The following is a 26,155-nucleotide window of genomic DNA, read 5'->3' on the forward strand; positions in this document are numbered from 1 at the left end:
CGTGAGGCCCGTCATGGAGGCGGTCGTCACGCTGGAGCGCGTGAGCAAGACCTACGGTGACGTGGTCGCCCTCGACGACGTCTCGCTGGCCTTCCCGCGCGGCCGGTTCGTGGCCGTGATGGGGCCGTCGGGCTCGGGGAAGAGCACCCTCCTGCAGGCCGCCGCGGCCCTGGAGCCGCCTACCTCCGGCGAGATCACCATCTGCGGCGTCGAGGTCACCCGCATGTCGGAGACCCGGCGCACGGAGTGGCGCAGGAAGCACCTGGGCTACGTGTTCCAGTCCTACAACCTGCTGCCCACGGTGACCGTCGAGGACAACGTCACGTTGCCGTTGCGGATGGCCGGGGTGCGCCCGGACCGGGCCTGGCTCGGCGAGCTGGTCGACCGGATGGGCCTGCGCGACCGGATGCGGCACCTGCCCACGGAGTTGTCGGGCGGGCAGCAGCAGCGGGCGGCGATCGTCCGGGCCCTGGCCGCGCGCCCCGACGTGGTGTTCGCCGACGAGCCCACCGGCGCCCTCGACCTGCGCAGCGCCGCCCACGTGCTGGACCTGCTGCGCGAGCTGGTCGACGACCTGGGCCAGACCGTCGTCATGGTCACCCACGATCCGGCCGCCGCGGCCCGCGCGCACGACACCGTGCTCATGGCCGACGGGCGGGTCCTTGACATCCTGCCCGCCCCGACCGCCGAGGACCTGGCCGTACGGCTGGCGCGGCTGAGCGCGGAGCGGGTCGCATGATCAGGCTCGCACTTGCGCTCGCCAAGGCGGGCGGGCTGGTCGTGGTGTTCGCGGCGGTGCTGGGCGGGATGGCGCTGGTGACCGGGACCGGCGTGCTGGTGGACTCGGCCTTCCGCGCGCAGCCGCCCCTGCGGCTGTCGGGCGCGGACGTGCTGGTCTCGGCCCGGCAGAGCATCCCGCTGAAGGAGGAGCCGGACATCGCGCTGCCCGAACGCGCCAGGATCCCCGGCTCGCTGGTCGCCTCGGCGTCCGGGGTGCCCGGCGTCGCGGCCGTGGCCGGGGACGTCGCCTTCCCCGCCGCCGTCGGGTCCGGGACGGCCGGGCGGACCGCCGACCCGGCCACCGCCGGGCACGGCTGGTCGTCCCTCGCGCTGAGCGGCCGCATCACCGCCGGACGGGCGCCGCGCGCCGCCGACGAGATCGCGGTGAACGGCGCGCGGGTCGGCGACCGGCTGCGGCTGACGGCGGCCGGCACGCCGGGCACCTACCGGGTGAGCGCCGTGGTGGACGCCCCCGGCGTGTACTTCACCGACGCCGTCGCCACCGCCCTGGCCGCCAGGACGGCGGGCCGGGCGCGGACGGTGGACCTCGTCGCGGTCCGCGCGGAGCCCGGCGTCTCCCCCGAGACGCTGGCCGCCCGGCTGAAGGCCCGCCTGGGCGACGGCTACGCGTACGCCACGGGCGTGGACCGGGCCGACGCCGAGTCGCCGGGCGCGGCGGCCGGCCGCGGGCTGCTGCTCGTCCTGCCCTCCTCGATCGGCGGGATCAGCCTGCTGGTGGTCGGGTTCGTGGTGGGCGGCGGCCTGGCGCTGTCGGTCAACCGGCAGCGCCGCGACCTCGCCCTGCTGCGCGCGGCCGGCGCGACGCCGCGTCAGGTGCGCAGGCTGGTGGCCGTCCAGGCCGCGGCGGCGGCGCTCCCGGCCGTGCCGTTCGGGGCCGCGCTCGGCTACTTCCTGGCCGCCCGCTTCGGCGAGCTGCTGGCCGGGATCGGGCTGGTGCGCGCGGACCAGCCGCTGGTGTACGGGCCGCTGCCGGCCGTGGCCGCGACGCTGCTGCTGCTCGGCGTCACGCGGGTGGCCGCCTGGGCGGGGTCGTTGCGGGTCTCGCGCATGCCGGTGGTCTCCGGGCTGCCCGAGCCGCGCATGCCGTCGCCGGGGCGGACCCGGGCGGGGCTGCTGCTCATGCTCGGCGCGCTGGCGCTGTCCGTGACGCCGCTGTTCATGCGAGGCGAGGCGGGCATGATCGGTCCGGGCATCGCGTCGATCGTCGCGGTGATCGGCCTGGCGCTGGCCGGTCCGCGGCTGGTGCAGGGGGCTGCCGGGGCGGTGGCCGGATCGCGGCTCATGACGCGGCTGCCCGGCTCGCTGTGGCTGGCGGTGCACAACTCCCACGGGTACGCATTGCGGACCGCCGGAGCCGTGGCCGCCCTCGGCATGGTGGTCACGCTCGGCCTCAGCGTGGTGCTCAGCCAGACCACGATGGCCAAGGCGCGCGCCGACGAGGTCGCCCTGGGCCTGCGCGGCCTCGTCACGATCACCGCTCCTGACCTCGGCGGCGTCCCGCGCGGCCTGCTGGCCGACGTACGCTCGCGGACGAAGGCGGCGGGCATGGCGATGACGACCGTGGTGACCGAGCCGATGCTGACCGGCGACAGCCCCGCCCTGATGGCCACGCCCGCCATGGCGCTCGGCCCGGACGCCGAGGGCCTGGTCGACCTGGACCTCGCCGACGGCGGCCTGTCCGGCCTCAAGGGCGCGGCCGTCGCGGTGGAGGAGGGCCTGGGCCGGGTCGGCGGAAGCATCAACGTGATCATGGGCGACGGCGCGCGGGTGCGGGCTCGGGTGGCCGCCACCTACCGGCGCGGCCTCGGGTTCGGCCCGATCGTGGTCTCCCGCGACCTGGCCGCCGCGCACACGACGACCGGCCTGGACAGCGCGGTGCTGGCCCGTCCTGCCGACTTCGGCGACCTCGTGAGCCGCCCCGGGCTGCGCTTCGACGACCACGCCGCCGGACCGCAGGCCGCCATGGCCTCGGCCCAGACGCTGGTGAACGTGGCCGTGCTCGCCGTGCTGCTGGGCTACGTGCTGGTGGCGGTCGCCAACCGGCTGGTGGCGACGACGACCGCGCGCCGGGAGGAGTTCTCCGGGCTGCGCGCGATCGGCCTGACCCCGCGTCAGCTCAGGCGCGTGGTGCGCTGGGAGGCGCTGCTCGTGGGCGCCGGGGCGTCACTGTCGGGGCTGGTGCTGTCGGCGGTGCCGCTGGTGCTGCTGAGCGTGGGCTTCCTGGCCCGCCCGCTGCCTGCCGGGCCGTTGTGGCTGGTCCCGGCCTCTATCCTGGCAGTGATGACGATTGTGTCCCTCGCCATGGAGCTACCCGCCCGGAAGATCATGACGTGACGTGAAAGCTCTGTGGCGGTTCGTTCGGTATCACTTGATCGTGTTCGCGTCGGCCCTGGCGGCGATGGTCTCGCTGGCGCTGCTGGCCGTGGGCGTCGTGCTCGTCCCGGTGGGCGGGGCGGGGCTCGTCCTGGTGCCGCGCATGATGGCGGTGCTCCACCGGTGGACCGAGTGGCAGCGCGTGCAGGCCGGCGCGGTGCTGGGGGTCGCCGTGCCGGCGCGTCCGGCGCCGCCCGCCGTGACCGGGGTGCGCGACCAGTGGCGGCAGCTCCTCACGAGCACGCGGGCCAGGCGTGACCTGCGCTGGACGGCGCTGCACGTCGTCGTGGGCCTGCCCGCCGCGCTGGCCGCGCTCGGAGTGGCCGGGCTGCTGGTGAACCCCGTGCTGGAGGCCCCGCTGTGGTGGCTGTTCCCCGCGGACGACCCGCTGCGGCTGCTGGTGGCCCTCCCGGTCACCGGATGGGAGCAGGCGATCGGCATGGGCGTCGCGCAGGTCGTCCTGGCCGCGCCGCTGGCCTGGTGGGCGCTGCCTCGGCTGGCCCGGCTGCACGCCCGCGCCTGCCTGGCCGCGCTCGCCCCCTCGGAGGCCGACCGGCTGGCCGAGCGGGTCGGCGAGCTGACCGAGAGCAGGTCGAACGTCCTCGACGCGCACGCCGCCGAGCTGCGCCGCATCGAGCGCGACCTGCACGACGGCACCCAGGCCCGGCTGGTCGCCATCGCGATGCGGCTGGCCATGGCCCGCGAGGCGCTCGACGACGACGGCGGGCCCGTCGGCCGGCTGCTGAAGGACGCGCACGAGGGCGCCGAGGAGGCGATGACCGAGTTGCGGCAGGTGATCCGGACGATGTACCCGCCCGTCCTGGCCGACAGGGGGCTGGCCGGCGCGGTGGCCGCCGTGACGGCCAAGGCCGGCCTGCCCGTCGAGACGGACGTGAGCGGCCTCGGCGCCGTGCCCGCCGCGGTCGAGACGGCGGCCTACTTCATCGTGGCCGAGGCGGTCACGAACGCCACCAAGCACAGCGGCGCCGGCCACGTCACCGTACGGCTGGCGTCCGGACGCGTGCTGCGCATCGAGGTCTGCGACGACGGCAGGGGCGGCGTGGACGAGAGCCGCGGCACCGGCGTCACCGGCATCCGCAGGAGGGCCGCCGCGCTCGACGGTACCTTGTCCATCGACAGCCCTCCCGGAGGGCCCACCCGTCTTGTCGTGGAGCTGCCGTGCGCGTCGTGATCGCCGAGGACAACGTCCTGCTGTCCACGGGGCTGGAACTGCTCCTGACCAGCAAGGACATCGAGGTGGCCGCGGTCGTGCCGGACGCCGGCGCACTGCTGGACGCCGTCACCGAGCACCGGCCCGACCTGGTGATCGCCGACGTGCGGCTGCCGCCGTCGTTCCGCGACGAGGGCATCAGGGCCGCCGTCGCCCTCCGGCGCGCCGACCCCGCCCTGCCCATCCTGGTCCTGTCCCAGTACGTCGAGCGCATCTACGCCCGCGAACTGCTGGCGCACGGCTCCGGCGGCGTCGGTTACCTGCTGAAGGACCGGGTCAGCCGGGTGAGCCAGTTCGTCGAGGACGTCCGCCGGGTGGCCGCGGGCGGCACGGTCATGGACCCCGAGGTCATCGCCCAGCTCATGGTCGGGCGGGGCCACGGCCTGGACAGCCTCACCGGCCGGGAGCGGGAGGTGTTGTCCTGGATGGCCCAGGGCCTGAGCAACACCGAGATCGGCGAGCGGCTGACGATCACCGACAACGCGGTGCACAAGCACATCGGCAGCATCTTCGCCAAGCTCGGCCTGGCCGTCTCGGACGGCGGCCACCGCCGGGTCATGGCCGTGCTCACCTTCCTCGACGACCAGTGACCCGCCTCCCCTACGCCGGGCCCAGGCGGGCGCGGACGGCCGCCTCCACGTCGGGCGGCAGGGGGCCCTTGCCGGCGGCGGCGACGTTGGCCCGCAGGTGTTCCGGCCGGGCCGAGCCGACGATCACCGAGTGCAGCTCCGGATGGCCGAGGATGAATCGGAGCAGCAGTTCGGTCACCGGCGCGCCGTCCGCCAGCTCCTCCAGGCGGGCGGCGGCGAGCCTGGCGTGGCGCTGCGCCAGCGGCCGGCGCACCGGCTCGGGCACGGCCTCCGGCGGCGGCGCGAGCGAGCGGGCCACCGCCCCGCGGGCGATCGTGCCCGCCCCGCTCGCCGCGGCGGCCCCGACGAGCCCTTCGTGGGAGCGGTCGAGCGCCGAGTAGGGCAGCAGGAACACGTCGAACGCGCCCGTCGCGATGTGCTCGGGGAGGTGCGGCAGCTCCCCCGACATGCCGGTGAAGCGGATCAGGCCCTCGTCCTGGAGTTCCCGCATCCCGGCGACGGTGTCCTCGGCCGCCATCACCGAGACGCTCGGGCTGAGGTGCACCATCAGGACGTCGAGATGGCCGGTGCGCATCCGGCGCAGGCTCCGCTCGACGCCCGCGCGCACGTTCGCCCTCGTGTAGTCGTGCGCGGGGTCGGCCTCGGCGAGGGGGCAGCCGCATTTGCCCGCCAGGACGAACTCGTCGCGGCGGTGTCCGATCCAGCGGCCGATGTGCTCCTCGGCGTCGCCGTAGTCGGGCGCGGTGTCGATGAGGTTCACCCCGGCGTCGAGGGCCTCGTTCAGCACGGCGCGGGCCGCGTCGTCGGACACCGGCGGGCCCCAGGCGCGGGGGCCGCGCAGCTCCATGGCGCCGTAGCCGAGGCGGCTCACGCGCAGGCCGGTGCGGCCCAGTGTGGTGGCAGGGAGCGTCATGTCAGTGCCTCGCGTAGTGGCCGGCGACGGCGGCGAAGGCGGCCTTGGGGTCCCAGGGCAGGCCGGGGTAGGCGGCGCCGGAGCGGTCCTCGTAGACCTTGACGACGCCGTAGCTGGCCAGGTCCAGGTCGTCGCGGAGGTCGCCGTCGGGGCGGTGCGGGTGGTCGCGCAGCGCGAAGGTGAACACGAAGGTGCTGTCCACGCCGGCGGCGTCGAAGAGCTCCAGCAGCTCCCGCACGTACGCGGCCTGGCCCTCCTCGTCGCGGACGTGCTCGCCGGTCAGCCGGAGGGGCTCGCGGGTGCCCGGGGCGTACTCGACGATCTCCAGGCCGAGCGCGCCCCGGTCGCCCGCGCCGCGGTAGGTCGCCGAGCCGAACTCGGTGATCGCGACCGGCCTGCCCTCCGCGACGAGGCCGCGCACGCCCTGCTCGAACACGTCCACGATCTCGGCCGACCGGTAGAGGTCCACGGAGACGAGGTCGAACGGCGTCCAGTCGACGCCTTCGAGCGGCACGGAGGCGTAGGTCACCCGGCCGCCGAACCGCTCGCGCACGACGGCCACCGCCCGCCCGAGGAAGTCGTTGACCCGGGTGCGCACGCCGCCGACCAGCTCGCGCACCCGGTCCGGACGGCTCAGCAGGGCGACCCGCTCGTCGATGTCGTCCCCGGGCAGGAAGCCCTTGCTCATCAGGCACAGCTCGGCTCCGGTGACGAAGACCACCTCGGCGCCGCGCCGCCTGAGCCGTTCGGCGCGCTCGGCGCAGTCGGCGAACAGCGCCAGCATCTCCTCCTCGGTCAGCTCCAGCGGATAGGGCGAGAACCAGACCTCCAGCCCGAGGTCGGCGGCGTGACCGGCGGCGATCTCCAGGCGGTCGGGGTCGCCGCCCATGACGCGGACGGCGGTGCAGTGCAGGTCGTCCCTGATGACGCGCATCTCGCGCGCCACCACGTCGGGGTCGAATCCCGGGTGGCCGATCGTCCCGTTGACGACGAAACCGGTGTCGTAGCTGATGCCTTTGGCACGCATGGGCGTTCCCTTCTCATTTACGGTACTGACCGTACCTTAGCCCATATGAGGTACGGTCGGTACCCTCAGACCGAGGAGGGTGGCGATGGCCGAGGCAGGCGGGCGGACACGGCGGCGCGGGGTGGCGCTGGAGGAGGCGATCCTGAGCGCGGCGGCCGACGAGCTCACCGAGTCGGGCTTCGCCGGGCTGACCATGGACAAGGTCGCCGCCCGCGCCGGCACCAACAAGAACGCCATCTACCGCCGCTGGCCGGGCCGCCTGGCCCTCGGCGTCGCCGCCTACAAACGGCTGGCCACGACGGTCTCGCCGCCCGACACCGGCGAACTGCGCGGCGACGCCCTGGAGCTGCTGCGCCGGGCCAACCGCTACTGGAGCTCGCCGCTCGGCGCGATCCTGCGCGACCTGATCGCCGCCGCGGGCGGCGCCGCCGAGCTGCTGGCCCAGCTCCAGGAGCAGTCGGACGACGCGGTGGCCGCGCCCTGGCTGGCCGTCCTCGAACGGGCGGTGGCCCGCGGCGAGGCCGCCCCCGAGTCGCTGCGCCCGAGGGTCGCCACGGTGGCCATCGTGCTGCTGCGCAACGAGTTCGTGGTGCGGGGGGCGCCCAGCGCGCCCGACGACGTCCTCGTGGAGATCGTGGACGAGGTCTTCCTGCCGCTGGTCCGGCGAGGTCAGGACGCCTGAGGCGGGCTCACCAGAGCCGGTCGATCTCCCCGGGGTGGAGCTCGACGCGCGCGTGGTGGAACGACAGCCGGTGCGCCCGGCCGTGGGGCGAGGGGAAGTCGCCCATCGTGACCTTGTCGAACCCGGGCAGGTCGCTGGGGAAGGGCGCCTGCGGGGTGCCGCCGACCAGCACCGCGCCGGGGATCGCCGACCAGCCGGCGCTCTCGTAGAAGCCCTGGAGCGGGCGGTCGCAGGTGAACAGGGCGACGTCGAAGCCCGCGTCGGCGATGGCCGCGCGCGCGGCGCCCACCAGGCGGCGGCCGTGCCCCCGGCCGCGGGCGGCCTTCCTTGTCACCACGGTGCTCAGGCCCGCGGCGCGGAACCGATGGCCGGCATGGGTGAGGGTCTTGGACAGGATGTCCAGGGCGGCCAGGACCGTGCCCTCGCGCCCGTCGCCCTCGTCGAGGAGGAGCATGGTGCGGGGGGCGAGGGCGGGGTCGTGGGCGGGGCCGCCGCCGTCGGGCGCGGGGAAGTCGTGGCCGGGCCAGGCCTCCCGTTGCAGGTCGCGCACCTGGGCCAGCAGGTGCGCAGGCACGTCCGGCTCGGGGAACGACCTGATGGGCATGGTTCCCGAGTGTGCCGCGCGACGGCTCCCCGGGCAAACGGGGGCCGGTCGGACGGGTCAGGGGCGGGTGGCGGGCGAGGGGCGGTTGTCGTCGTCCTGGCCGCCGGGCGTGGCCGCCAGGATGTCGGTCAGGACCGCCAGGATGCGTTCGGCGTCGGTGAGCAGGCTGCCGCTCAGCGCCCAGCCGGCCGGGTGGGCGACCTCGCCCTTCTGGATCTCCGTCGTCATCTGGTCGTGGATGCGGCTCGCCTGCGCCTCCGCCCGGCCGAGCAGGGTGCGGGCCCTTCCGAGGTCCGGGTCGCGCCGTACGGTGGCGGTCAGGGCGTCGCCCAGCACGTCCAGGAGGTCGGCGTAGTCGCGGGCGTAGTCGGGGCTGACGTCGGTCGAGGGCCCGTCGTGGTGTTCCAGGTGGGCCAGGGCGTGCACGATCGTGTGCACGTGCGCGGCCAGCGTGGTCAGCCGGCGCAGCACCTGCTCGTGGTCCTGCGCGGCCGTGACCGGGTGGAGGCTGTGACGCAGGTTGTAACGGCGGCTCTCGGCGCCGTCGGCCACGGCGGCGGCCGCGTCGGCCAGGTGCTCGTCCAGCCGGACGGCCTGGCGTTCCCAGTCGGGCAGCGCCGAGAGGTTCCACTCGTCCCGTAAGCCCTCGGCGACGGAGGTCAGCAGCGCGGCCGTCTCGCGGGCCAGGCGGCGCACGGCCGCGTCGGGCCGGTCGCGGTACAGCGGCGGCCACAGCACGCTGTTGACCAGCGCCCCGCTCAGCGCGCCGATGGCCGTGGCCAGCACGTACGCCAGCAGGTAGCGCTCCTGGGAGGCGGCGGCGAAGGAGAGCAGCAGCACGGCGGTGGTGGCGACGTCGGAGCCGTGGTTGCCCATGCGGTGCCAGCGGGCGGCGACCAGCGCGGGCGGCACGACCAGGACCAGGCTGAGCACGCCCAGGCCGAGCAGGTGCCCGATGCTGCCGGCCAGGATGACCCCGGCGCCGACCGCGGCGACCCGGCGCAGGCCGTTGGTGAGCGTGCGGTACACGGTGGCGTGCACCATGATCACCGCGGTGGCGGGGGCGATCCAGGTGGCGCCGAGCGCCAGCAGCCGGCTGGCCGTCAGCCAGGCCAGCACCGCCGCCAGCGTCGCCTTGGCGATCTGCAACGCCTGCAACCGCTGGTACGACCCCGGCTTGGCCAGCCCGGCGGCCTGCCCGCGCACGTACGACAGCTCACGCTTGACGGCCGCGGACAACCGGCCACTCCAGCCACGCCACATGACGTGACATTTACCCACATTTAGGGCAAGCCACAAGCATCTTCCCGCCGTCGGGCCCGCCCGCGCCGGCATGAGAGGATCACGGGCCATGGAGATCATCAACAGCGGCCGGTTCGAGCCCGCCCCGGACGGTTCCGCCAACTTCACCGAGCACCTGAGCGTGCCCGCGCTCAGCTTCGGCACGTACTCCATCCCGGCCGGCGCCGTCGACGGCCAGTCGCCGCACGCCGAGGACGAGATCTACGTCGTCACCAGCGGGCGCGCCTCCTTCACCTCGGGCGGCGTCACCATCGAGGTCGGCCCCGGCACCACCCTGTTCGTCCCGGCCCGCGAGGAGCACCGCTTCCACGACGTCACCGAGGACCTGGTGACGCTGGTGTTCTTCGGGCCCGCCTATAGCGGCGTCCCCACGTCCTGACGCCCCCGGCCGTCAGACGCGCGAACTCGTGGGCCGCCAGCGCGCCACGAGCGCGCCGGGCTGAGGAGACTGGAGGGCGGGAGCGGCCGGCCGGCCGTTCCCGTCGCGTGACCGTCGCCCACCGTTGCCGCCCGGCCCTGACGAGATGAGAGCCCTCATGACTGTCACCCCAGCCCAGCTGCGCGATCTCGCGCGCCGCGCTCAGGACCTCGCCGCCGAGGTGCGCTCGCTGTGCGACACCGAGCCCGCCGGATCCCCCGAGGGCGACCAGCTCCGGGCCGCGCGGCACGCCGCCGACTGGCTGGACCGGGGCGGCGAGGACCTGCAACGGGCGGCCGGCGACCTGGCCCGGCTGCGGGCGCAGCGCGAGCAGGTCTGCGGCATGCCGTGGGGCGTCTGCCCCGAGCACGGCAACACCCTGTCCTACCGGGCGAACATCACCGAGTGCCGGGTCTGCCACCGCACCTGGCCGCAGGACCGGGCCGGCCGGCCCTGCCAGGAGCTGGTCCGGTGGAAGGTGACCGACCAGGCCGGGACGGTGACCAGGATGTGCGACGGGCACGTGCTCGGCGCCCGCGCCGTGCTGCACGGGGCCACCTTCACCCGGCTTGATGCCGAGGGCGCCCAGGCCTGAACCTGCCCGACAGGACGGTGGCGCTGTTGATCACCGAGACGTGGCTGTAGGCCTGCGGGAAGTTGCCGACCTGCCGGTGGTGCACGGTGTCGTACTCCTCCGACAGCAGGCCGACGTCGTTGCGCAGGCCGAGCAGCCGTTCGAACAGCTCGGTGGCCCGGCGCCGGCGGCCGGTCGCGGCCAGGGCGTCGGCCAGCCAGAAGGAGCAGGCCAGGAAGGTGCCCTCGCCGCCGGGCAGGCCGTCGATCTCCTGGTCCTCGGCCTGGTAGCGCAGGACGAGACCGTCGTGGACGAGGTCGCGGGCGATCGCGTCCACGGTGCCGACGACGCGCGGGTCGTCGGGCGGCAGGAAGCCGAGGCGCGGGATGAGCAGCAGGGCCGCGTCCAGGCCGGTCGAGCCGTAGTACTGGGTGAAGGTGTTGCGTTCGGCGTCGTAGCCGTGGGCGCAGACGTCCTGGTGGATGCGTTCGCGCAGGGCGCGCCAGCGGCCGACCGGGCCGTCGCGGCCGAACGCCTCGACGGCCTGGATCATGCGGTCGGCCGCGACCCAGGCCAGCACCTTGGAGTGCACGAACTGGCGGCGCGGCCCCCGGGTCTCCCACAGCCCGTTGTCGGGCCGGTCCCAGATGCCTTCGAGGTAGTTCATCAGGGCGTTCTGGACGTCCCAGGCCTCGTCGTCGATGGCCAGGCCGGACCGGCGGGCCAGGTGCAGGCAGTCGAGGGTCTCGCCGTAGACGTCGAGCTGGAACTGGCCGGAGGCGGCGTTGCCGACGCGTACCGGCTGGGACCCCTCGTAGCCCGACAGCCAGTCGGCGGTCCATTCGGCGATGCGCCGGCCGCCCTCGACGGTGTACATGATCTGCAGGTCGGCGGGGTGCCCGGCGACGGCCCGCAGCAGCCATTCGCGCCAGGCGCGCGCCTCGGCGTCGTAGCCGGCGGTCATCATGGCCTGGAGGGTGAAGCTGGCGTCGCGCAGCCAGCAGTAGCGGTAGTCCCAGTTGCGCGGGCCGCCCAGTTGCTCGGGCAGCGAGGTGGTGGCGGCGGCGACGAGCCCGCCGGTGGGGGCGTAGGTGAGGGCCTTGAGGGTGAGCAGGCTCGTGCGGACGGCCTCGTCGTAGTCCCCCTGGTAGCCGCACCGGCGGGCCCACTCGCGCCACAGCCGTTCGGTGTCGGCCAGGGCCTCGGGCGGGTCGACCGGTTCCGGGCGCGGCAGCCACGACTGCTGCCAGGTCAGCGCGAACGGCACCCGCTGCCCCTCCCCCACCGTGAAGGAGGCGGTGGTGCGGTGCCGGTCGGCGTCCGGACACAGCTCGACGGGGGTGCGCAGCCAGGTGGCGTCGCCGCCGGCGACCGCGGCCAGCACGCCGGGCTCGTAGCGCAGCCAGGGGACGTCGTGGCCGTAGTCGAAGCGCAGCACCAGTTCCATGGTCATCTCGACCCGGCCGCGCACGCCCTCGACGATCCGCACCACGTCGGGGGCCTCGCCGCGGGGCGGCATGAAGTCCACCACCCGGACGCTGCCGCCGGGGCCGTCCCAGGTGGTCTCCAGGATGAGGGTGCCCTCGCGGTAGCCGCGGGAGGTGGCCCGGCCGCCGCCGGCGGGGGCCAGCAGCCAGCGTCCGGCGGACGGGCCGTCGAGCAGCGCGGCGAAGCAGGCAGGCGAGTCGAAGCGGGGCAGGCACAACCAGTCGATCGAGCCGTCGCGGCCGACGAGCGCGGCGGTGTGCATGTCGCCGATCAGGGCGTAGTCCTCGATCCGCATCGGCGCCCGCTCCTTCCGTCAGGCCACGCGGTGGGGTTCGGCGGCGGCGGCGCGCAGCTCCAGCCCGTGGCCGGGGGCGTCGGGCCGGGGGCGGGCCAGGCCGCCGGAGGGGTCGGCGGCGCCGTCGAACAGCTCGGCCTCGATGCGCTGGTGGTCGTGGAACCATTCGACGTGGCGCAGGTTGGCGGTGCTCGCGGCGGCCGGGAGGTCCAGGTTGGGCGCGCAGTGGGCGGACACCTGCAGGTTGTGGCCCGCGGCGATCGCGGCGGCGGCGAACCAGCTGCTCGCGCATGCGCGCGGCCAGGCGGACGGCCTGTTTGGCGGTGTAGCCGCCGTTGGCGTCGACGTACAGCTCGGCCCGGTCGCCGATGACGCGGCGGGCCAGGGCCACGCGGTGCAGGTCGCGGTCGGGGCGGGTGCCGGACGACTCGCCGATCTTGATCTTGACGCGGCCGATGCCCCGCTCGTGGACCCAGTGGGCGAGCTGGGCGGTGGTGGCCTCGTCGTCGTAGGTGGTGAAGCCGCCCGAGCCGTACAGCGGGACCTCGGGCCGGGCGGCGCCGAACAGGCGGGTCAGCGGCAGGCCGAGCAGGCGCGCCTTGAGGTCCCACAGCGCCACGTCGGCGGCCGAGACGGCGTAGCCGGCGACGCCGGGACGGCCCGCGTTGCGCACCTGCCGGACCATCGCGGCGTGCAGGGCGGGGATGTCGGCGGCGTCCGCGCCGGTCAGGACGCCGGCCAGCAGCTCGGTGACGACCGAGGCGGCGGCGGCCGGGGCGTAGGTCCAGCCGGTGCCGGTGACGCCCGCGGCGGTCAGGGTGACGACGACCATGGTGGTGGACCGCCAGGCCAGCGTGCCGTCGCCTTCCGGCTGGTCGGTGGGGATGCGGTAGGCGGCGGCCCCGGCGTTCTCGATCGTGCTCATGACATCCCTGGCCCTACCCGGTGGCTCCCGGTGTGACGCATCGACCCCGTTTAAGCAACCTGAATTGCCTGTCCCGGTGCGGACGCCTAGGGTGGCTGGAATGTCAGTCAAGGAGCCCGCGGACGCGCTCGCCGCCGTGGTCGCGCTGCGCCGCCTGGCCGACCAGCTGGAGGACGCCGCCGTGGAGCAGGCGATGCGGGCGGGCTGGAGCTGGCCGCAGGTGGCCGAGGCGCTCGGCGTCACCCGCCAGGCGGTCCACAAGAAGCACGCCAAGCGGCTCATCGCGGCCGGGGTCGAGCTGAGGAGGCGGGCATGAGCGGCGCGTTCGACCGCTACCTGCACGACGTGCTGATCCGAGGGGAGGCCGAGGCGCGCGCGGAGAGCTCCCCCACGATCGAGGCCCACCACGTGCTGCTGGCCATGGCGGCGCCGCAGGACACCGCGGCGCGGGCGATCCTGGCCGAGGCCGGGCTCGACCAGGCGGGGGTGCGGGCGGCGTTGCGGCGGGAGTTCGAGCACAGCCTCGCCGCGGCCGGGGTGTCGGCCGCGGCCTTCGACCTGCGTTCGACGCCCGACCCCGAGCGGCGGCCGCAGCTCGGGGCGTCGGTCAGGCTGGCGATCGAGCGGCTGGCCGCCACCCATCGCAAGAAGGACCTGCGGCCGGTCCACGTGCTGCTCGGCGTCCTGCAGGCCGAGGTGGGCACGGTCCCGCGGGCGCTGGCCCTGGCGGGGATCGACCGCGCCGCGCTGGCCGAGCGCGCCCGCGCCGCCCTGTAGACCAGGCGCGGATCTTTTTCCTCCCGGCGATGTCGATCCGGGCCCCCGCCCTTCGTGTAGAGGGCAGAAGGAGGCATGACGACATGACCGAGACGAAGACATTGGTGACCGGGCTGTGCGTGGGCGAGTCGCCGCGCTGGCACGAGGGCAGGCTGTGGTTCTCCCACTGGGGGGTGCAGGAGATCGTCGCCGTCACCCCGGACGGCGAGCGCGAGGTGGTCGCCCGCGGCCCGAAACCCGCCGGGTTCTGCCTCGGCCGGCTGCCCGACGGCCGCCTGCTGGTGACCGGCGAGCACGAGCTGCTGCGCGTGGAGCCGGACGGCACGACGTCCGTCCACGCCGACCTGGGCGAGCTGCCGGCCGGGCCGAACGAGGTCGTCGTGGACGGCCGCGGCCGGATCTACGTGAACTGCGTCGGCTTCGACTTCGGCCGGGCCGACTTCGCGCCCGGCGTGATCGCCCTGGTCGGCCCCGGCGGCGAGGCCCGGGTGGTCGCCGAGGACCTGTACTTCCCCAACGGGATGGTGGTGACCCCGGACGGCTCCACGTTGATCGTCGCCGAGTCCTGGACGCGGCGGCTGACGGCGTTCGACATCGACGCGGACGGCGGGCTGTCCGGCCGCCGGGTGTGGGCGCCCATCGGCGGCGACGGCATCTGCATGGACGCCGAGGGCGCGATCTGGACCCAGGTGGACGACGAACAGGGGTCCGCCTGCGTACGGGTGCGCGAGGGCGGCGAGGTGACCGACCGGATCGAGCTCGACCGGGCCTGTTTCGCCGCCGCGCTCGGCGGCCCGGACGGCCGGACGTTGTTCATGACCGTCGCGGTGTTCCCGGGCGTCGAGCGGATGGCGGAGATGTTCGCCGGCCGGACGGGCGAGGTCAGGACGGCCGACGTGGCCGTCCCCGGGCTGGTCTGAGCCGGTGGGGGCCCGCGCCGTCAGCCGAAGTCGGCCTGGAACAGGTCGGCGCAGGTCCCCAGGAAGTCGCCCCAGTCGCCGTTCACGTTGGCGACCAGGGTGTGGCCGCCCTGCCGGTCGCCCATCGCGTACGTCATCGACCCCTGGATGTAGCCGCCCCCGCCCCAGAGCGTGACGCCGGACGCGAACCGCTGGGAGTAGACGCCGAGCCCGTAGCGGGCGCCGGGCACCCAGCCGGCGCCCTCGGTGGGCACGGTGGTGAACATCTCCTCCTGCTGGGCGGGCGGGAGCAGGCGCCCGCCCAGCAGGGCGGCCAGGAAGCGGTGGAGGTCGGCCGTGGTCGAGACCATGCCGCCGGCGGCCCAGGCCCACGACAGGTCGGCGTCGGTCACGTCGTGGCGGACCGTCTCCTGGCCGGTCTCGTCCTGGCCGGAGTAGTGGCGGGCGTGCGGGTCGCGCAGCCCTTCGCCGGCCGCGGGCAGGTACGTCCCGGTCAGCCCCAGCGGGGCCGCGACGCGCCGGTCGATCTGCTCGGCGAGCGTCGAGCCGGACGCCGCCTCGACGATCATCCCGGCCAGGTTGTAGTTGACCTTGGAGTAGACGAACCGCTCGCCCGGCTCCCCGGCGGGCGGGGTCTCCTGGCCGGGGATCGCGTCCGGCAGGCCGCTGGTGTGGTTGAGCAGCAGCCGCAGGGTGATGCGGGCGGCGTCGGCGCCGGGGAAGTACTCCTCGACGACCCCCGGCAGCCAGGTGGTCACCGGGGCGTCCATGGCCAGGTCGCCGTCGGCCGCCAGGCCCAGCACGACGGTCCCGACGAACGCCTTGGTGAAGCTGCCGATGCGGAAGTGCTCCCCGGGCCCGCGGGGACGGCCGGTCTCCAGGTCGGCCACGCCCGCGGCGCCGAACCACGGCGGGTCGTCGCCGTCCCGGACCTCGGCCACGACGCCGGGCCCGCGGTCGTCGGCCACCAGCCGGTCGAGCACCTGCCGCAACCTCGGACGATCGGGGTGAGTCATGGACATGCTGCCTCCAGCGACACGAATCGGATCCGCGAACGCGAGCAACCGTAGTTGACTATTCTGGACGTAGTCAACTGCGGTTGCTTAACGGCGGCGTGCGGCGGGCGGGGTCAGGCGTCGCGGCGGGCCGAGGCGATCAGGCGCATCAGCGCGGCGTGCAGGTCCTGGAGCTCGTCGAGGTCCATGCCGAGCCGGGCGACGATGGCCGGCGGGATCTTCTCCGCCTCGGCTCTGAGCTGCCGGCCGGCGGGCGTCAGGGTGACGGCCAGGGCGCGCTCGTCCTTGCTGTTGCGCTCGCGGTGGACGTAGCCCAGCGCCTCCAGCCGCTTGAGCAGCGGGGACAACGTGCCGGGGTCGAGCTGCAGGAGCTCGCCCAGCTCCTTGACCGACAGCGGCTCGTGCTGCCAGAGGGCCAGCATCACCAGGTACTGGGGGTGGGTCAGCCCGAAGGGTTGCAGGAGCGGCCGGTAGAGGCCGATCACGCTGCGCGAGGCGATGCTGAGGGCGAAGCACACCTGCCGGTCGAGCGCCAGCAGGTCTGTCGCCTCTGTCACAGGCTCCATGCGTGTACGCCTCCGATGCCGTCTGGTAACTTACTTTGTGTACAAACTAATAGCCTGCAAATCGATGCCACACAAATCGTACCCGTGGCCGGGCCGCCGAAAGAGGGACACCTCATGTTTCACCGCAAGCCGCTGGAGGAGCGCATCGCCGAGCGTCAGGCCAAGCTGCCTCCGCTGAAGGAGGGCAAGCACTTCGAGCACGGCCCGGCCAAGTTCGTGTTCGTCACGCTGCTGGTCGTGGTGGTGGTCACGCACCTCGTCGGCCTGGCCATCGTCATGCACTTCGCCTGATCTGCCGGGAACATCCCGGCGGCGGCCGCCGTTACATCCCTCGTGGCCGGTGTGCCCAGTGTCCCCGGGCCTCACCTATCGCCTTCGCGGACTACCGTTCGGCTGGAGCCGCGTTGTGCACCTCGCCGAGAGGCGACACGCACACCGGTGCCCACGCGTTGAGGGCCCCCGCCCGTCCCGGCGGGGGCCCTCGCGCGCGTCCAGGACCGGGCGGCCCGGCTCAGGCACGCGGCCAGGGGCGGCCGGCCAGGCGTTCGATGTCGGTGTTGAAGCGCCTGAGGTAGGCGGCGAAGGCGGCGACGTCCTCCGGCGACCAGTCGGCCATCACCTTCTCCAGGCCGCGCACGTTCCGCTCGCGCTCCTCGGTGAGGCTGCGCTCGCCCTCCGCGGTGAGGCGGAACTTGCGGGCGATGCCGCCCTCGGGGTCGGGGATGCGTTCGACCAGGCCGGCGCGCAGGAGGGCCGAGGTGTGCCGGTTGAGGGTGGAGACGTCCAGGCCGAAGGCGTCGCTGAGCTGCCCGATGGACATCGGGCCCGAGCCATGCAGCCGCCGCAGCAGGAGGTGGGCACTGCGGTCGTAGTGCCGGTGCCGGCCGAGCAACATCGTCTCGAACTCGATGAGATGTGTGGGCTTTTCCATCCAAATCCCCCCTTTCGCGAGATATGTGCACCTTACATGAATTATGTACATAACACATGATGTGTAGCGTGCACATCCTTCGACGACGGGAGAACAACGTGGGGGGCTCCACATCCACCGCCCGCCCCGGCGGCATCGTCAGCGTGATGGCGGTGGCCGGCATCGTCGCCTCGCTCATGCAGACCCTGGTCGTGCCGCTGATCGGCGAGCTGCCGCGGCTGCTGCACAGTACCGCCTCCGACGCCTCCTGGGTGATCACCGCCACCCTGCTGGCCGGCGCGGTCGCCACGCCGGTCACCGGACGCCTCGGCGACCTGTACGGCAAGCGCCGCATGATGCTCGTCTGCACCGCGCCGCTGATCGCCGGGTCGGTGATCTGCTCGCTGGCCGGGTCGCTCGCCCCCATGATCGTCGGGCGCGGGTTACAGGGCATGGGCATGGGCCTGATCCCGCTCGGCATCAGCGCCCTGCGCGACCTGCTGCCGCCCGAACGGCTCGGCCCCTCGATCGCGCTGATGAGCTCGTCCATGGGCATCGGCGGGGCCCTCGGCCTGCCGGTCTCGGCCGCGGTCGCCGAGTACGCGAGCTGGCGGGTGCTGTTCTGGGGCTCGGCCGTGCTGAGCGTGCTGATCGCGGTGCTGATCCGGGTGCTGGTGCCGCCCACTCCCCCGCTGCCCCGCGAGGGCGCGGCCGGGCGGCTGGACGTGCCGGGCGCGCTCGGCCTCGGCGCGGGGCTGGTGTGCCTGCTGCTGGGGGTCTCCAAGGGCGCCGACTGGGGCTGGGCGAGCGGCACCACGCTCGGGCTGCTCGGCGCGGCCGCGCTGATCCTGCCGGCATGGGCCCTGTGGGAGCTGCGCGCCGCGGAGCCGCTGGTGGACCTGCGGGTGACCGCCCGGCGGCAGGTGCTGCTGACCAACCTCGCCTCCATCATGGTCGGCTTCTCGATGTACGCCCAGGCGCTGATCGTCATGCAGATCCTCCAGCTCCCCGCGGCCACCGGCCACGGACTGGGCCAGTCGATGCTGGCCGCCGGCCTGTGGATGGCCCCCTCCGGCCTGATGATGATGGCGGTCTCGCCGCTCGGCGCCCGGCTGTCGGCCGCGCGCGGCCCGAAGGTCACCCTGATCGCCGGGAGCCTGGTCATGGCGCTCGGCTACGGCTCCTCCATGGGCCTGCTGGGGTCGGCCTGGGGCATGCTGGTCGTCACCTGCGTGTGCAGCCTCGGCGTCGGCCTGGCCTACGGGGCGATGCCCGCCCTCATCATGGGCGCGGTGCCCCGGTCGGAGACGGCCGCGGCCAACAGCTTCAACACGCTGATGCGCTCGATCGGGACGACGGTCTCGGCGGCGGTCGTCGGCGTGATCCTGTCGCAGCTGACGATCCGGCTCGGCGCGCACACGCTGCCGTCGGAGGCCGGCTTCCGTACCGGGATGCTGGTCGGCTGCGGGGCTGCGCTGGCCGCCGCAGCCGTCACCATGGCGCTGCCCGGCCGTCGCGGCGGCCGGACGGCCGGGGACGAGGCCGCCGCAGCCGTCTCGCCCGCCCGACGGTGACGTCGCGGGAGCCTCTTGGCTTCCTACACATTTGGTAGGAAAATCAGGCAATACCGGTTCTCGTCACTGGGAGGCTGACGGTGCCCTTGCCCGATTTCCTGATCGCGGGAGTGCCCAAAGCGGGGACGACGGCGCTGCACACCGCGCTGCACCCGCACCCCGACCTGTTCCTGTCGCCCATCAAGGAGCCGAAGTTCTTCCTCACCGACGGGCCACCGCCCGGACGGGGCGGACCGGGCGACGCCGAGACCTACCGGGAACACGTCTGGCGGCGCGCGGACTACGAGGCGCTGTTCGCCGCCGCTCCCCCCGGCACCCTCGCCGGCGAGTCCACCCCCTTCTACCTGTACGACCTGGACGCCCAACGCCGCATCCGGGAGACGATCCCGCACGTCCGGCTCATCGTGAGCCTGCGTGACCCGGTCGAGCGCGCCCACTCCAACTGGACCCACCTGTGGTCGGCCGGCCTGGAGCCGATCGGCGACCTCGTCCGCGCCTGCGAGGCCGAGCCGGAGCGCATCGCGGCCGGCTGGGCGCACTTCTGGCACTACACCGCCCTCGGCCGGTACGGCGGGCAGCTCGCCCACCTGTTCACCCTGTTCCCCCGCGACCAGGTGCTCATCTTCCGTTACCGGGACATCGTGGACCGTCCGGCCGAGACCCTCGACCGCATCTGCGGCTTCCTCGGCGTGCGGCAGGGGCTGCTCACCGGCGTCCCGAGGGAGAACGTGACCGCGCACCCGGACCCCGGCGCGCGGCACGCGTTGCTGTCCACCCTGCGCCGCGCCCTTCCCGCGGCCCTGTCCAGGCCGCTGGAGCGGCTGCTCCAGCGGCGCGGCCGGGCGCGCCGGCCGCTGGAGTGGGCGCAGCGGCAGCGCCTGATCCCCTACTTCGCGGCGGACGTCGAGCTGCTCCAGCAGGTCACCGGCGAGGACTTCAGCGACTGGCTGCGGCCGCGGGAACGTTCGGGCGGGCTGGTCGGCAGCCGGCCGCCCGGCCAGCGCCAGGCCAGAAACGGCCGCGCCCCCTGACCACGAGCCCCTTGACCACGGGCCCCCTGACCACGAGCCCCCTGACCACGAGCCCCCTGACCACGAGCCCCCTGACCACGGGCCTCTGACCGCGACGCCGACCGGGGACGGGCCGGTCAGCGGGGCGGGCGGAGTTCCGTGCGCAGGTCGTGGGCGCCGTCGGCGCGCGTGTACTCGTAGTAGAGGCGCAGGCCGCCGTCCGGGAGGTCGACGAAGGTGAGGTAGCGCAGGCCGCCGCCGTGGTGCGGCGACATCGCGGCGGGCCGGTCTCCCAGGGCGGCCAGCGCGTCGGGGTCGGCGCCCACGGCCACGCCGGTGCGCTCCTCGTAGTTCTCCTCCGCGCTGCCGCGGCCGTCGTAGAAGGCCACGACCCGGTCGCCGTCGAAGCGCACGGCGCTGATCCGGACGCCGCGGGCGTCCCACAGGCCGGGGCGGCCGGTCAGAGCGGTGCCGTGCCAGGTCCAGTCCAGGCCGTCGGCGCTGGTGGCGTAGTCGGTCACCATCCGGTCGGCCTCGTCGGGGTCGGCCAGCGGATGGCAGGAGGCCCACAGGTGCCACACGTCGCCGTGCCGTACGATCACGGTGTCCTTGACCCCGGTCTTGGGGTCGCCCGGCAGCACCGTCGTGCGGGTGCGCGGGTCGAACGCGGCGGGATCGGCGGCCTCGACGACCTCCACCCGCCAGTGCTTGGTGCCCGGCGTGGCGCAGCTCAGGTACAGCCGCCAGCGTCCCTGCGGGGTACGGACCAGTGCGGGCCGCTCCAGCGACTCGGCGTCCATCTCCTCGCGGGTGATCGTGGTCAGCGGCTCGAAACGCTCGCCGTCGGACGAGCGGGCGACGACGACCGCGTACCCGCGGCCCTCGCCGACCGGGCGGCGCAGGCGGTAGGCGAGGTAGATCAGCCCGTCCGCGGCGACGGCGCTCGGCGCCCCGGCCCAGTGGCCGTGCGCCGGGACCGGCGGCTCGACCGCCACGACGGCGCGGCCGGGATCGGGGAGCAGGGCGTTCTCGTCGATCGACATGGAACCGAGGCTAGGCCAGGACGTGGAGCCGGACATGGCTGCTTACCTCTCCTTGGGATTATCCTTATTACCTATAGACTTTATGGGGTTATGGCCGTCCGCCGCATGCCCGGCACGCCGGAAGTGCGGGCGCGTTTCGCGGCGCCGGGCGCGCAGCGACCCCTCCGGCGGCCTGCGTCCCACGCATATGCTGGTCCGATGCCAACCCCTGAGTTCGTCCTCGCGCTGCGCGAAAAGATCGGCACCGAGCCGCTGTGGTTGTCCGGCGTGACCGCGGTCGTGCTGCACGAGGACCAGGTGCTGCTGGTCCGCCGGAGCGACACCGGCGCCTGGACGCCCGTGACCGGCATCATCGACCCGGGCGAGCAGCCGGCCGACGCCGCGTTGCGCGAGGTGGCCGAGGAGACCGGCGTACGGGCCGTCGCGGAACGGCTGGCCCTGGTGCACGTCACGCGCGAGGTCACCTACCCCAACGGCGACCGGGCCCGCTACCTCGACCTGGTGTTCCGCTGCCGCTGGCGGTCCGGCGACCCCTATCCGGCCGACGGCGAGAACAGCGAGGCCCGCTGGTTCCCCCTGCGGGAGCTGCCGGACCTGAGCGCCGACATGCGCGCCCGCCTCGACGCCGCCCTCGCCGACGCCCCGGCCGCCCGCTTCCTCACCACCGACCACTGACCGCGCACCCCATCCCTGACTGCGGGACCCTTCACCGCGCGGCCCTTTACTGCGAGCCCCTTCACCGCGTGGCCCTTGACTGCGGGGCCCCTCGCCGCGCCCCCTCACGCGCGGCCACGGGCCGCCCCGGCGTGGCGGGTGCGCTGCCCCGCGATCTATGGTGGTGGCCGGATGCGGAAGGATCGGGCCCATGGCGGGAAAGACCATCGTCCTGACCGGCGCCAGCGACGGCATCGGCCGTGCCGCGGCACGCGCCCTGCGACAGCGGGGCGACGAGGTCGTCCTCGTCGGCCGGTCGGCCGGCAAGACCGCGGCGCTGGCGAAGGAGCTGGCGGCCGACCACCACGTGGCCGACTTCGCGCGCCTGTCAGAGGTACGCGACCTGGCGGCCACCCTGCTCGACCGCCACCCGGCCATCGACGTGCTGGTCAACAACGCCGGGGCCATCATGGGCTCGCGCACCACCACGCCCGACGGCCACGAGGCGACCTTCCAGATCAACCACCTGGCGCCGTTCCTGCTGACCACGCTGCTGCTGCCCCGGCTGCTGGCCGCCGGCGGCACGGTGGTCACGACGTCCAGCCTGATCAACACCCGCGCCCGGCTCGACCTCGACGACCTCGACGCGGTGCGCCGCTACTCGGGCAGCCGGGCCTACGCCAACTCCAAGCTGGCCAACATCCTGTTCACCCGCGAGCTCCAGCGCCGCCACGGTGCGGACGGCCTGGCCGCGGCCTCCTTCCATCCCGGCGTGGTGGCCACCAACTTCTCCGGCGGCGGCGACAGCGCGGCGCGGCTGCTCTACCACACGCCGCTGAAGCGGTTCCTGCTCACGCCGGAGCAGGGCGCCGACACCCTGGTCTGGCTGGCCACCTCGCGACCGGGCGCCGACTGGGCCCCCGGCGGCCACTACGAGAAGCGCCGCCCCTCGGCCGTCCACCGCCTGGCGGACGACCCCGGCCTGGCGCGCCGCCTGTGGGAGCGCAGCCAGGCCCTCATCGAGCCCGCCTGACCTGTGGGACCGCAGCCAGGCTGCTCGTCGAGCTCGCCTGACCGGTCCCACGGCCCTGACCGGTCTCACGGCCGCGGGCGTGAGCGGTGGGCGGCGGAGGGCCGACCCCGTCATGCCGGTGTTAGGTCGGTGGCGGCATCCTGGAGTCCCCGGAAGGAGACAGATGCCGCCACGTCCCAGGCTGCCCGCACGTACGGTCCGGCTGCGCTTCACCCTCCTGTACGGCGGGCTGTTCCTGGCCTCCGGCGCGGGCCTGCTGGTCCTGGTCAACCTCGTCGGCATGCCGCTGTCGCGGACCGTGCCGGTGCCGGGGCGGCCCGGCGGCGGGCCGGCCCCGGCCGCCGCCGAGGAATACATCGCCCTGCTCCAGGCCCAGCTCGCCGACGTGCACGCCACGCAGTCGCGTCAGCTCCTGGCGGGGTCGGTGCTCGCGCTGGCCGTCATGGCCGTGGTGTCGATCGTGCTCGGCCGGGTGGTCGCGGGCCGGGTGCTGCGCCCGCTGCGCACGATCACCGCCGCCACCCGCCGCGTCTCCGCCGACAACCTGCACGAACGCCTGGCCGTGCCGGGCCCGGCCGACGAGGTCAAGGACCTGGCCGACACCATCGACGGGCTGCTCGCCCGCCTGGAGGGCGCCTTCGCCGCGCAGCGCCGGTTCGTCGCCGACGCCTCGCACGAGCTGCGCACCCCGCTGGCCACCATGCGGGCGCGGCTGGACGTTGCCGTGGCGAAGCCGGAGCCCGTACCAGACCAGACGCTGGCGCTGGCCGACCGGCTGCGCACCGACCTCGACCAGGTCGACCGGCTCCTGGAGGGCCTGCTCGCGCTGGCCCGCGCCCAGCACGGCAGCCTGCCCGACGCCGCTGCGATCACGCTCGGCGACCTGGTGCGGCACACCCTGGACGCCCGCGCCGCCGACCTCGCGGCCCGTCGCCTCACCCTGGACGACGAGGGCGTCGCCGAGGGAGTGCGGACGCGGGGCAGCGTCGCGCTGGTCACGCGTATGGTGCACAACCTCGTCGACAACGCGATCGTCCACAACCAGGACGGCGGCTGGATCAGGGTCGAGGCCGCGGCCGACGGCCGGTGGGCACGCCTGGTCGTGGAGTCCGGCGGGGACCGGCTCGACCCCGGACAGGTGGCGCGGCTGGCGCGGCCGTTCCAGCGGCTCGGCGCGGACCGCACCGGGTCGGCGGACGGCTCGGGGCTCGGCCTGTCGATCGTCGCGGCCGTCGCGCAGGCGCACGGCGGCGGCCTCGACCTCGCGGCCCGCCCCGAGGGCGGGCTGCGCGCCACCGTGCGGCTGCCGGCATGAGGGTGCTGGTGGTGGAGGACGCGCGGGCGCTGGCCGCCGTGCTCGCCGAGGGCCTGCGCGACCAGGGCATGGCCGTGGACGTCGCCCACGACGGGCTGGAGGCGGCGGCCAAGCTCGACCTCGCCCCCTACGACGTGGTGCTGCTCGACCGCGACCTGCCGGGCATCCACGGCGACACCCTCTGCCAGATGCTCACCGACCAGGACGAACGTCCCATGGTCCTGATGCTGACCGCGGCCGGCTCGCCCGGCGACCGGGTGAGCGGGTTGACCCTGGGCGCCGACGACTACCTGGCCAAGCCCTTCCACTTCCCGGAGCTGGTGCTGCGGGTGAGGGCGCTGGCGCGCCGCCGTCCCGGCGCCCGGCCGCGCACGTTGCGCGGGGCCGGGATCGAGCTCGACCCGCTGCGGCACACCGTCACCCGGGACGGCCGTCCGCTGGAACTCTCGGTCAAGGAGTTCGCCGTGCTGGAGGCGCTGCTGCGCGCGTCGCCCGGCTTCCTGAGCACCGAGGCCCTGCTCGAACAGGTCTGGGACGAGCACGCCGACCCGTTCACCAACACCGTGACCGTCACCGTCGGCCGCCTGCGCCGCAAGCTGGGCGAACCGCCGGTGATCAGCACCCGGCCGGGCGTCGGGTACCGGATCGGGTAGCGGGGCCGTCCGGCGTCCACAAGTGTTCTTCACCGGCGGGGGTGCAAGGTCAGACCAGGGGCTGATGCGCGGCGGAGTTCCGTCTGCGATCGTGAGGGCGTCAGGACGTGAGGACGGCCGGGGGCGCACCCTGGCGGTGATCGTCCGCGCGACGGGGCCGGTCCGCCCCTGGTGAGCAGGCAGGAGGAGACGCCGTGATCAGATTCGGCTATGCCGACACCCCGTTCGGCCAGATCCATCACGCCTCGTGCGGCACGGGCGAGCCGGTGCTCCTGCTGCACCAGACCCCCCGCTCATGGGACGAATACCGCGAGGTGCTCCCCCTGCTCGGCCGCACCCGGCGAGCCATCGCCATGGACACGCTCGGCTTCGGCAACTCCGCCCGCCCGCCCGAGCACTCGATCGAGACCTACGCCGCCGGCGTGTTAGCCCTCATGGACGCCCTCGGCCTGCCGCGAGCCGCCGTGGCCGGGCACCACACGGGCGGCGTCATCGCGGTCGAGACGGCGGCGCGCGCGCCCGACCGCGTCACCGCCCTGGTGCTGTCGTCCACGCCGATGGTCGACCCCGAAGGGCGGCGGCGGCGTGTGGGCCATCCCTCCATCGACGCCGTGCGCGAGCAGTCCGACGGCTCCCATCTGGGCGAGTTGTGGAGTCGGCGGGCCCCCTACTACCCGTGGCCGCTGCTGACCCGGTTCGTCCGCGACGCGCTGACGGTCCTGCCGGAGGTGGAGCGCGGGCACGAGGCGGTGGCCGCGTACCGGATGGAGGAGCGAGTCGGGCTGGTCCGCTGTCCGGTGCTGGTCGTCGGAGCCACCGACGACCCCTTCGCCTTCCCCGAGCTCGAACGCCTGGCCGCCGCCCTTCCCCACAGCACCCAGGCCGTGGTCAAGGGCGGCATGATTCCGCTGGAGCACCAGGCGGCGGAGTTCGCGGCGCTCGTGGCGGACTTCCTCGACGGCCAGGCCCGCGAGACCGGCTGAGGCGGCCCCGGTCAGGCGGGAGTCACCCATTCGACGAACTGGATGACGATCCCGTTGGGGTCGGTCACCTGGAACAGGCGCTCACCCCAGGGCTCCTCGCGCAGCGGCATGGTGATCGCGACGCCCGCGTCACGCAGCAGCTTCTCCTGCCCGTCCAGGCCGCCGTCCAGGGTGAAGGCCAGGATGAGGCCGGAGGCGTGCTGGTCGCGCTGCTCCGGCGGCAGGACCTCGATGCCACGGGCGAGCAGCACGATGTCCGTCGCGTCGGCGCGGGTGAGCGAGGCGAACCCGTCCGCGGCGACCCGGACGGTGTAGCCCAGGTGTTCGGTGAAGAACGCCTGGGAGGCGGCGACGTCGTCAACGGTGAGCGAGACGGTGGACGTGGTGATCTGCAAGAAGGTCTCCATGAGAGATGAGAACGGCTGAACGAAACACGAGCCGCCGGTCAGGACGGCCCTGCCCGACGTCGACCACGACG

At 74.3% G+C, this 26,155-nt stretch carries 29 protein-coding genes and 1 pseudogene; 18 read left to right on the forward strand and 12 right to left on the reverse strand.

Annotation, left to right across the window (positions count from 1 at the left end):
* Window positions 1-13 precede the first annotated feature (13 nt).
* From ACFYUV_RS48185 to ACFYUV_RS48200, 4 genes are read left to right on the forward strand one after another with little or no spacing between them, the layout of a single operon-like run.
* Window positions 14-739, forward strand: a complete 726-nt coding sequence (locus tag ACFYUV_RS48185; protein ID WP_387682416.1) for an ABC transporter ATP-binding protein — start codon at window positions 14-16, stop codon at window positions 737-739.
* On the forward strand, window positions 736-3,135 hold the full coding sequence (locus tag ACFYUV_RS48190) for an FtsX-like permease family protein (RefSeq protein WP_387682172.1): 2,400 nt from the start codon (window positions 736-738) through the stop codon (window positions 3,133-3,135). The genes ACFYUV_RS48185 and ACFYUV_RS48190 overlap by 4 nt, the downstream gene beginning before the upstream one ends.
* Before the next feature lie 40 nt (window positions 3,136-3,175).
* Window positions 3,176-4,366: a sensor histidine kinase gene (locus ACFYUV_RS48195; protein ID WP_387682175.1), complete on the forward strand. Its 1,191-nt coding sequence runs from the start codon at window positions 3,176-3,178 to the stop codon at window positions 4,364-4,366.
* Window positions 4,354-4,995 (forward strand): response regulator, encoded by a 642-nt coding sequence (locus ACFYUV_RS48200; RefSeq protein WP_387682178.1) that lies wholly within the window; start codon window positions 4,354-4,356, stop codon window positions 4,993-4,995. The genes ACFYUV_RS48195 and ACFYUV_RS48200 overlap by 13 nt, the downstream gene beginning before the upstream one ends.
* A 10-nt stretch (window positions 4,996-5,005) precedes the next feature.
* Here ACFYUV_RS48200 and ACFYUV_RS48205 read toward each other — a convergent pair whose 3' ends face one another.
* Together ACFYUV_RS48205 and ACFYUV_RS48210 are read right to left on the reverse strand one after the other, a co-directional pair.
* A complete protein-coding gene (locus tag ACFYUV_RS48205; protein ID WP_387682180.1) occupies window positions 5,006-5,908 on the reverse strand; it encodes an aldo/keto reductase in 903 nt (300 codons plus the stop codon).
* 1 nt (window position 5,909) lies between these two features.
* Window positions 5,910-6,935: a hypothetical protein gene (locus ACFYUV_RS48210; protein WP_387682183.1), complete on the reverse strand. Its 1,026-nt coding sequence runs from the start codon at window positions 6,933-6,935 to the stop codon at window positions 5,910-5,912.
* Window positions 6,936-7,020: 85 nt separating this feature from the next.
* Between ACFYUV_RS48210 and ACFYUV_RS48215 the strand changes: the two genes are divergently transcribed.
* Complete coding sequence (locus ACFYUV_RS48215) at window positions 7,021-7,617, forward strand: TetR/AcrR family transcriptional regulator (RefSeq protein WP_387682186.1); 597 nt, start codon at window positions 7,021-7,023, stop codon at window positions 7,615-7,617.
* Window positions 7,618-7,624: 7 nt separating this feature from the next.
* Here ACFYUV_RS48215 and ACFYUV_RS48220 read toward each other — a convergent pair whose 3' ends face one another.
* Window positions 7,625-8,221, reverse strand: a complete 597-nt coding sequence (locus tag ACFYUV_RS48220) for a GNAT family N-acetyltransferase (RefSeq protein ID WP_387682189.1) — start codon at window positions 8,219-8,221, stop codon at window positions 7,625-7,627.
* Between the two features lie 57 nt (window positions 8,222-8,278).
* On the reverse strand, window positions 8,279-9,460 hold the full coding sequence (locus tag ACFYUV_RS48225) for an aromatic acid exporter family protein (RefSeq protein WP_387682192.1): 1,182 nt from the start codon (window positions 9,458-9,460) through the stop codon (window positions 8,279-8,281).
* Between the two features lie 112 nt (window positions 9,461-9,572).
* On the opposite strand from ACFYUV_RS48225, the gene ACFYUV_RS48230 reads away from it, so the two are divergent.
* Entirely contained in the window at window positions 9,573-9,902 is a 330-nt protein-coding gene (locus ACFYUV_RS48230; protein WP_387682195.1) for a cupin domain-containing protein, read from the forward strand.
* Window positions 9,903-10,059: 157 nt separating this feature from the next.
* The gene (locus ACFYUV_RS48235; protein WP_352363651.1) at window positions 10,060-10,536 is read left to right on the forward strand and encodes a hypothetical protein; all 477 of its coding nucleotides are present in this window, start codon (window positions 10,060-10,062) and stop codon (window positions 10,534-10,536) included.
* Here ACFYUV_RS48235 and ACFYUV_RS48240 read toward each other — a convergent pair.
* The 3 genes and pseudogenes from ACFYUV_RS48240 to ACFYUV_RS48250 all read right to left on the reverse strand — a co-directional run.
* Entirely contained in the window at window positions 10,502-12,298 is a 1,797-nt protein-coding gene (locus ACFYUV_RS48240; protein WP_387682198.1) for a glycoside hydrolase family 15 protein, read from the reverse strand. The genes ACFYUV_RS48235 and ACFYUV_RS48240 overlap by 35 nt on opposite strands.
* 18 nt (window positions 12,299-12,316) lie before the next feature.
* A complete protein-coding gene (locus ACFYUV_RS48245) occupies window positions 12,317-12,535 on the reverse strand; it encodes an enolase C-terminal domain-like protein (protein ID WP_387682201.1) in 219 nt (72 codons plus the stop codon).
* Between the two features lie 106 nt (window positions 12,536-12,641).
* Window positions 12,642-13,223, reverse strand: a pseudogene (locus ACFYUV_RS48250) (mandelate racemase); the annotation flags it as partial.
* A 100-nt stretch (window positions 13,224-13,323) separates the two neighbouring features.
* Here ACFYUV_RS48250 and ACFYUV_RS48255 point away from each other — a divergent pair.
* From ACFYUV_RS48255 to ACFYUV_RS48265, 3 genes are all read left to right on the forward strand, one after another.
* The gene (locus tag ACFYUV_RS48255; protein WP_352324434.1) at window positions 13,324-13,539 is read left to right on the forward strand and encodes a hypothetical protein; all 216 of its coding nucleotides are present in this window, start codon (window positions 13,324-13,326) and stop codon (window positions 13,537-13,539) included.
* Entirely contained in the window at window positions 13,536-14,000 is a 465-nt protein-coding gene (locus ACFYUV_RS48260) for a Clp protease N-terminal domain-containing protein (protein WP_387682204.1), read from the forward strand. Before ACFYUV_RS48255 ends, ACFYUV_RS48260 begins: the two co-directional genes overlap by 4 nt.
* A gap of 83 nt (window positions 14,001-14,083) precedes the next feature.
* Window positions 14,084-14,920 carry an SMP-30/gluconolactonase/LRE family protein gene (locus tag ACFYUV_RS48265; protein ID WP_387682207.1) on the forward strand — a complete coding sequence of 279 codons (837 nt, stop codon included), beginning with the start codon at window positions 14,084-14,086 and terminating at the stop codon, window positions 14,918-14,920.
* 20 nt (window positions 14,921-14,940) lie between these two features.
* On the opposite strand, the gene ACFYUV_RS48270 is transcribed toward ACFYUV_RS48265, so the two are convergent.
* Window positions 14,941-15,936, reverse strand: a complete 996-nt coding sequence (locus tag ACFYUV_RS48270; RefSeq protein ID WP_387682210.1) for a serine hydrolase domain-containing protein — start codon at window positions 15,934-15,936, stop codon at window positions 14,941-14,943.
* A 113-nt stretch (window positions 15,937-16,049) separates the two neighbouring features.
* The gene (locus ACFYUV_RS48275) at window positions 16,050-16,502 is read right to left on the reverse strand and encodes a MarR family winged helix-turn-helix transcriptional regulator (protein ID WP_387682213.1); all 453 of its coding nucleotides are present in this window, start codon (window positions 16,500-16,502) and stop codon (window positions 16,050-16,052) included.
* Between the two features lie 114 nt (window positions 16,503-16,616).
* Between ACFYUV_RS48275 and ACFYUV_RS48280 the strand changes: the two genes are divergently transcribed.
* A complete protein-coding gene (locus ACFYUV_RS48280) occupies window positions 16,617-16,793 on the forward strand; it encodes a hypothetical protein (RefSeq protein ID WP_189650423.1) in 177 nt (58 codons plus the stop codon).
* Between the two features lie 220 nt (window positions 16,794-17,013).
* On the opposite strand, the gene ACFYUV_RS48285 is transcribed toward ACFYUV_RS48280, so the two are convergent.
* On the reverse strand, window positions 17,014-17,433 hold the full coding sequence (locus ACFYUV_RS48285; protein ID WP_358297465.1) for a MarR family transcriptional regulator: 420 nt from the start codon (window positions 17,431-17,433) through the stop codon (window positions 17,014-17,016).
* Window positions 17,434-17,531: 98 nt separating this feature from the next.
* Here ACFYUV_RS48285 and ACFYUV_RS48290 point away from each other — a divergent pair, with 98 nt between their 5' ends.
* Both ACFYUV_RS48290 and ACFYUV_RS48295 read left to right on the forward strand, forming a co-directional pair.
* Complete coding sequence (locus tag ACFYUV_RS48290) at window positions 17,532-18,986, forward strand: MFS transporter (protein WP_387682217.1); 1,455 nt, start codon at window positions 17,532-17,534, stop codon at window positions 18,984-18,986.
* 80 nt (window positions 18,987-19,066) lie between these two features.
* Window positions 19,067-20,017 carry a sulfotransferase family protein gene (locus ACFYUV_RS48295; RefSeq protein ID WP_387682220.1) on the forward strand — a complete coding sequence of 317 codons (951 nt, stop codon included), beginning with the start codon at window positions 19,067-19,069 and terminating at the stop codon, window positions 20,015-20,017.
* A gap of 116 nt (window positions 20,018-20,133) precedes the next feature.
* Here the strand turns inward: ACFYUV_RS48295 and ACFYUV_RS48300 are convergent, their stop codons facing one another.
* On the reverse strand, window positions 20,134-21,039 hold the full coding sequence (locus tag ACFYUV_RS48300; protein WP_387682223.1) for a hypothetical protein: 906 nt from the start codon (window positions 21,037-21,039) through the stop codon (window positions 20,134-20,136).
* A gap of 198 nt (window positions 21,040-21,237) precedes the next feature.
* On the opposite strand from ACFYUV_RS48300, the gene ACFYUV_RS48305 reads away from it, so the two are divergent.
* From ACFYUV_RS48305 to ACFYUV_RS48325, 5 genes are all read left to right on the forward strand, one after another.
* Window positions 21,238-21,714, forward strand: a complete 477-nt coding sequence (locus ACFYUV_RS48305; RefSeq protein WP_387682226.1) for an NUDIX domain-containing protein — start codon at window positions 21,238-21,240, stop codon at window positions 21,712-21,714.
* 190 nt (window positions 21,715-21,904) lie between these two features.
* Window positions 21,905-22,726, forward strand: coding sequence for an SDR family NAD(P)-dependent oxidoreductase (locus ACFYUV_RS48310; RefSeq protein WP_387682229.1), 822 nt, complete (start codon window positions 21,905-21,907; stop codon window positions 22,724-22,726).
* A 163-nt stretch (window positions 22,727-22,889) separates the two neighbouring features.
* Window positions 22,890-24,041, forward strand: coding sequence for a sensor histidine kinase (locus tag ACFYUV_RS48315; protein ID WP_387682232.1), 1,152 nt, complete (start codon window positions 22,890-22,892; stop codon window positions 24,039-24,041).
* On the forward strand, window positions 24,038-24,694 hold the full coding sequence (locus ACFYUV_RS48320) for a response regulator transcription factor (RefSeq protein WP_358297483.1): 657 nt from the start codon (window positions 24,038-24,040) through the stop codon (window positions 24,692-24,694). Before ACFYUV_RS48315 ends, ACFYUV_RS48320 begins: the two co-directional genes overlap by 4 nt.
* A gap of 194 nt (window positions 24,695-24,888) precedes the next feature.
* A complete protein-coding gene (locus ACFYUV_RS48325) occupies window positions 24,889-25,677 on the forward strand; it encodes an alpha/beta fold hydrolase (protein WP_387682235.1) in 789 nt (262 codons plus the stop codon).
* An 11-nt stretch (window positions 25,678-25,688) separates the two neighbouring features.
* Here ACFYUV_RS48325 and ACFYUV_RS48330 read toward each other — a convergent pair whose 3' ends face one another.
* On the reverse strand, window positions 25,689-26,072 hold the full coding sequence (locus tag ACFYUV_RS48330) for a VOC family protein (protein WP_387682238.1): 384 nt from the start codon (window positions 26,070-26,072) through the stop codon (window positions 25,689-25,691).
* Between the last annotated feature and the right edge of the window lie 83 nt (window positions 26,073-26,155).

Origin of the sequence: Nonomuraea sp. NPDC003560 (assembly GCF_042878785.1) — a bacterium.
Taxonomy (GTDB): Bacteria; Actinomycetota; Actinomycetes; order Streptosporangiales; family Streptosporangiaceae; genus Nonomuraea.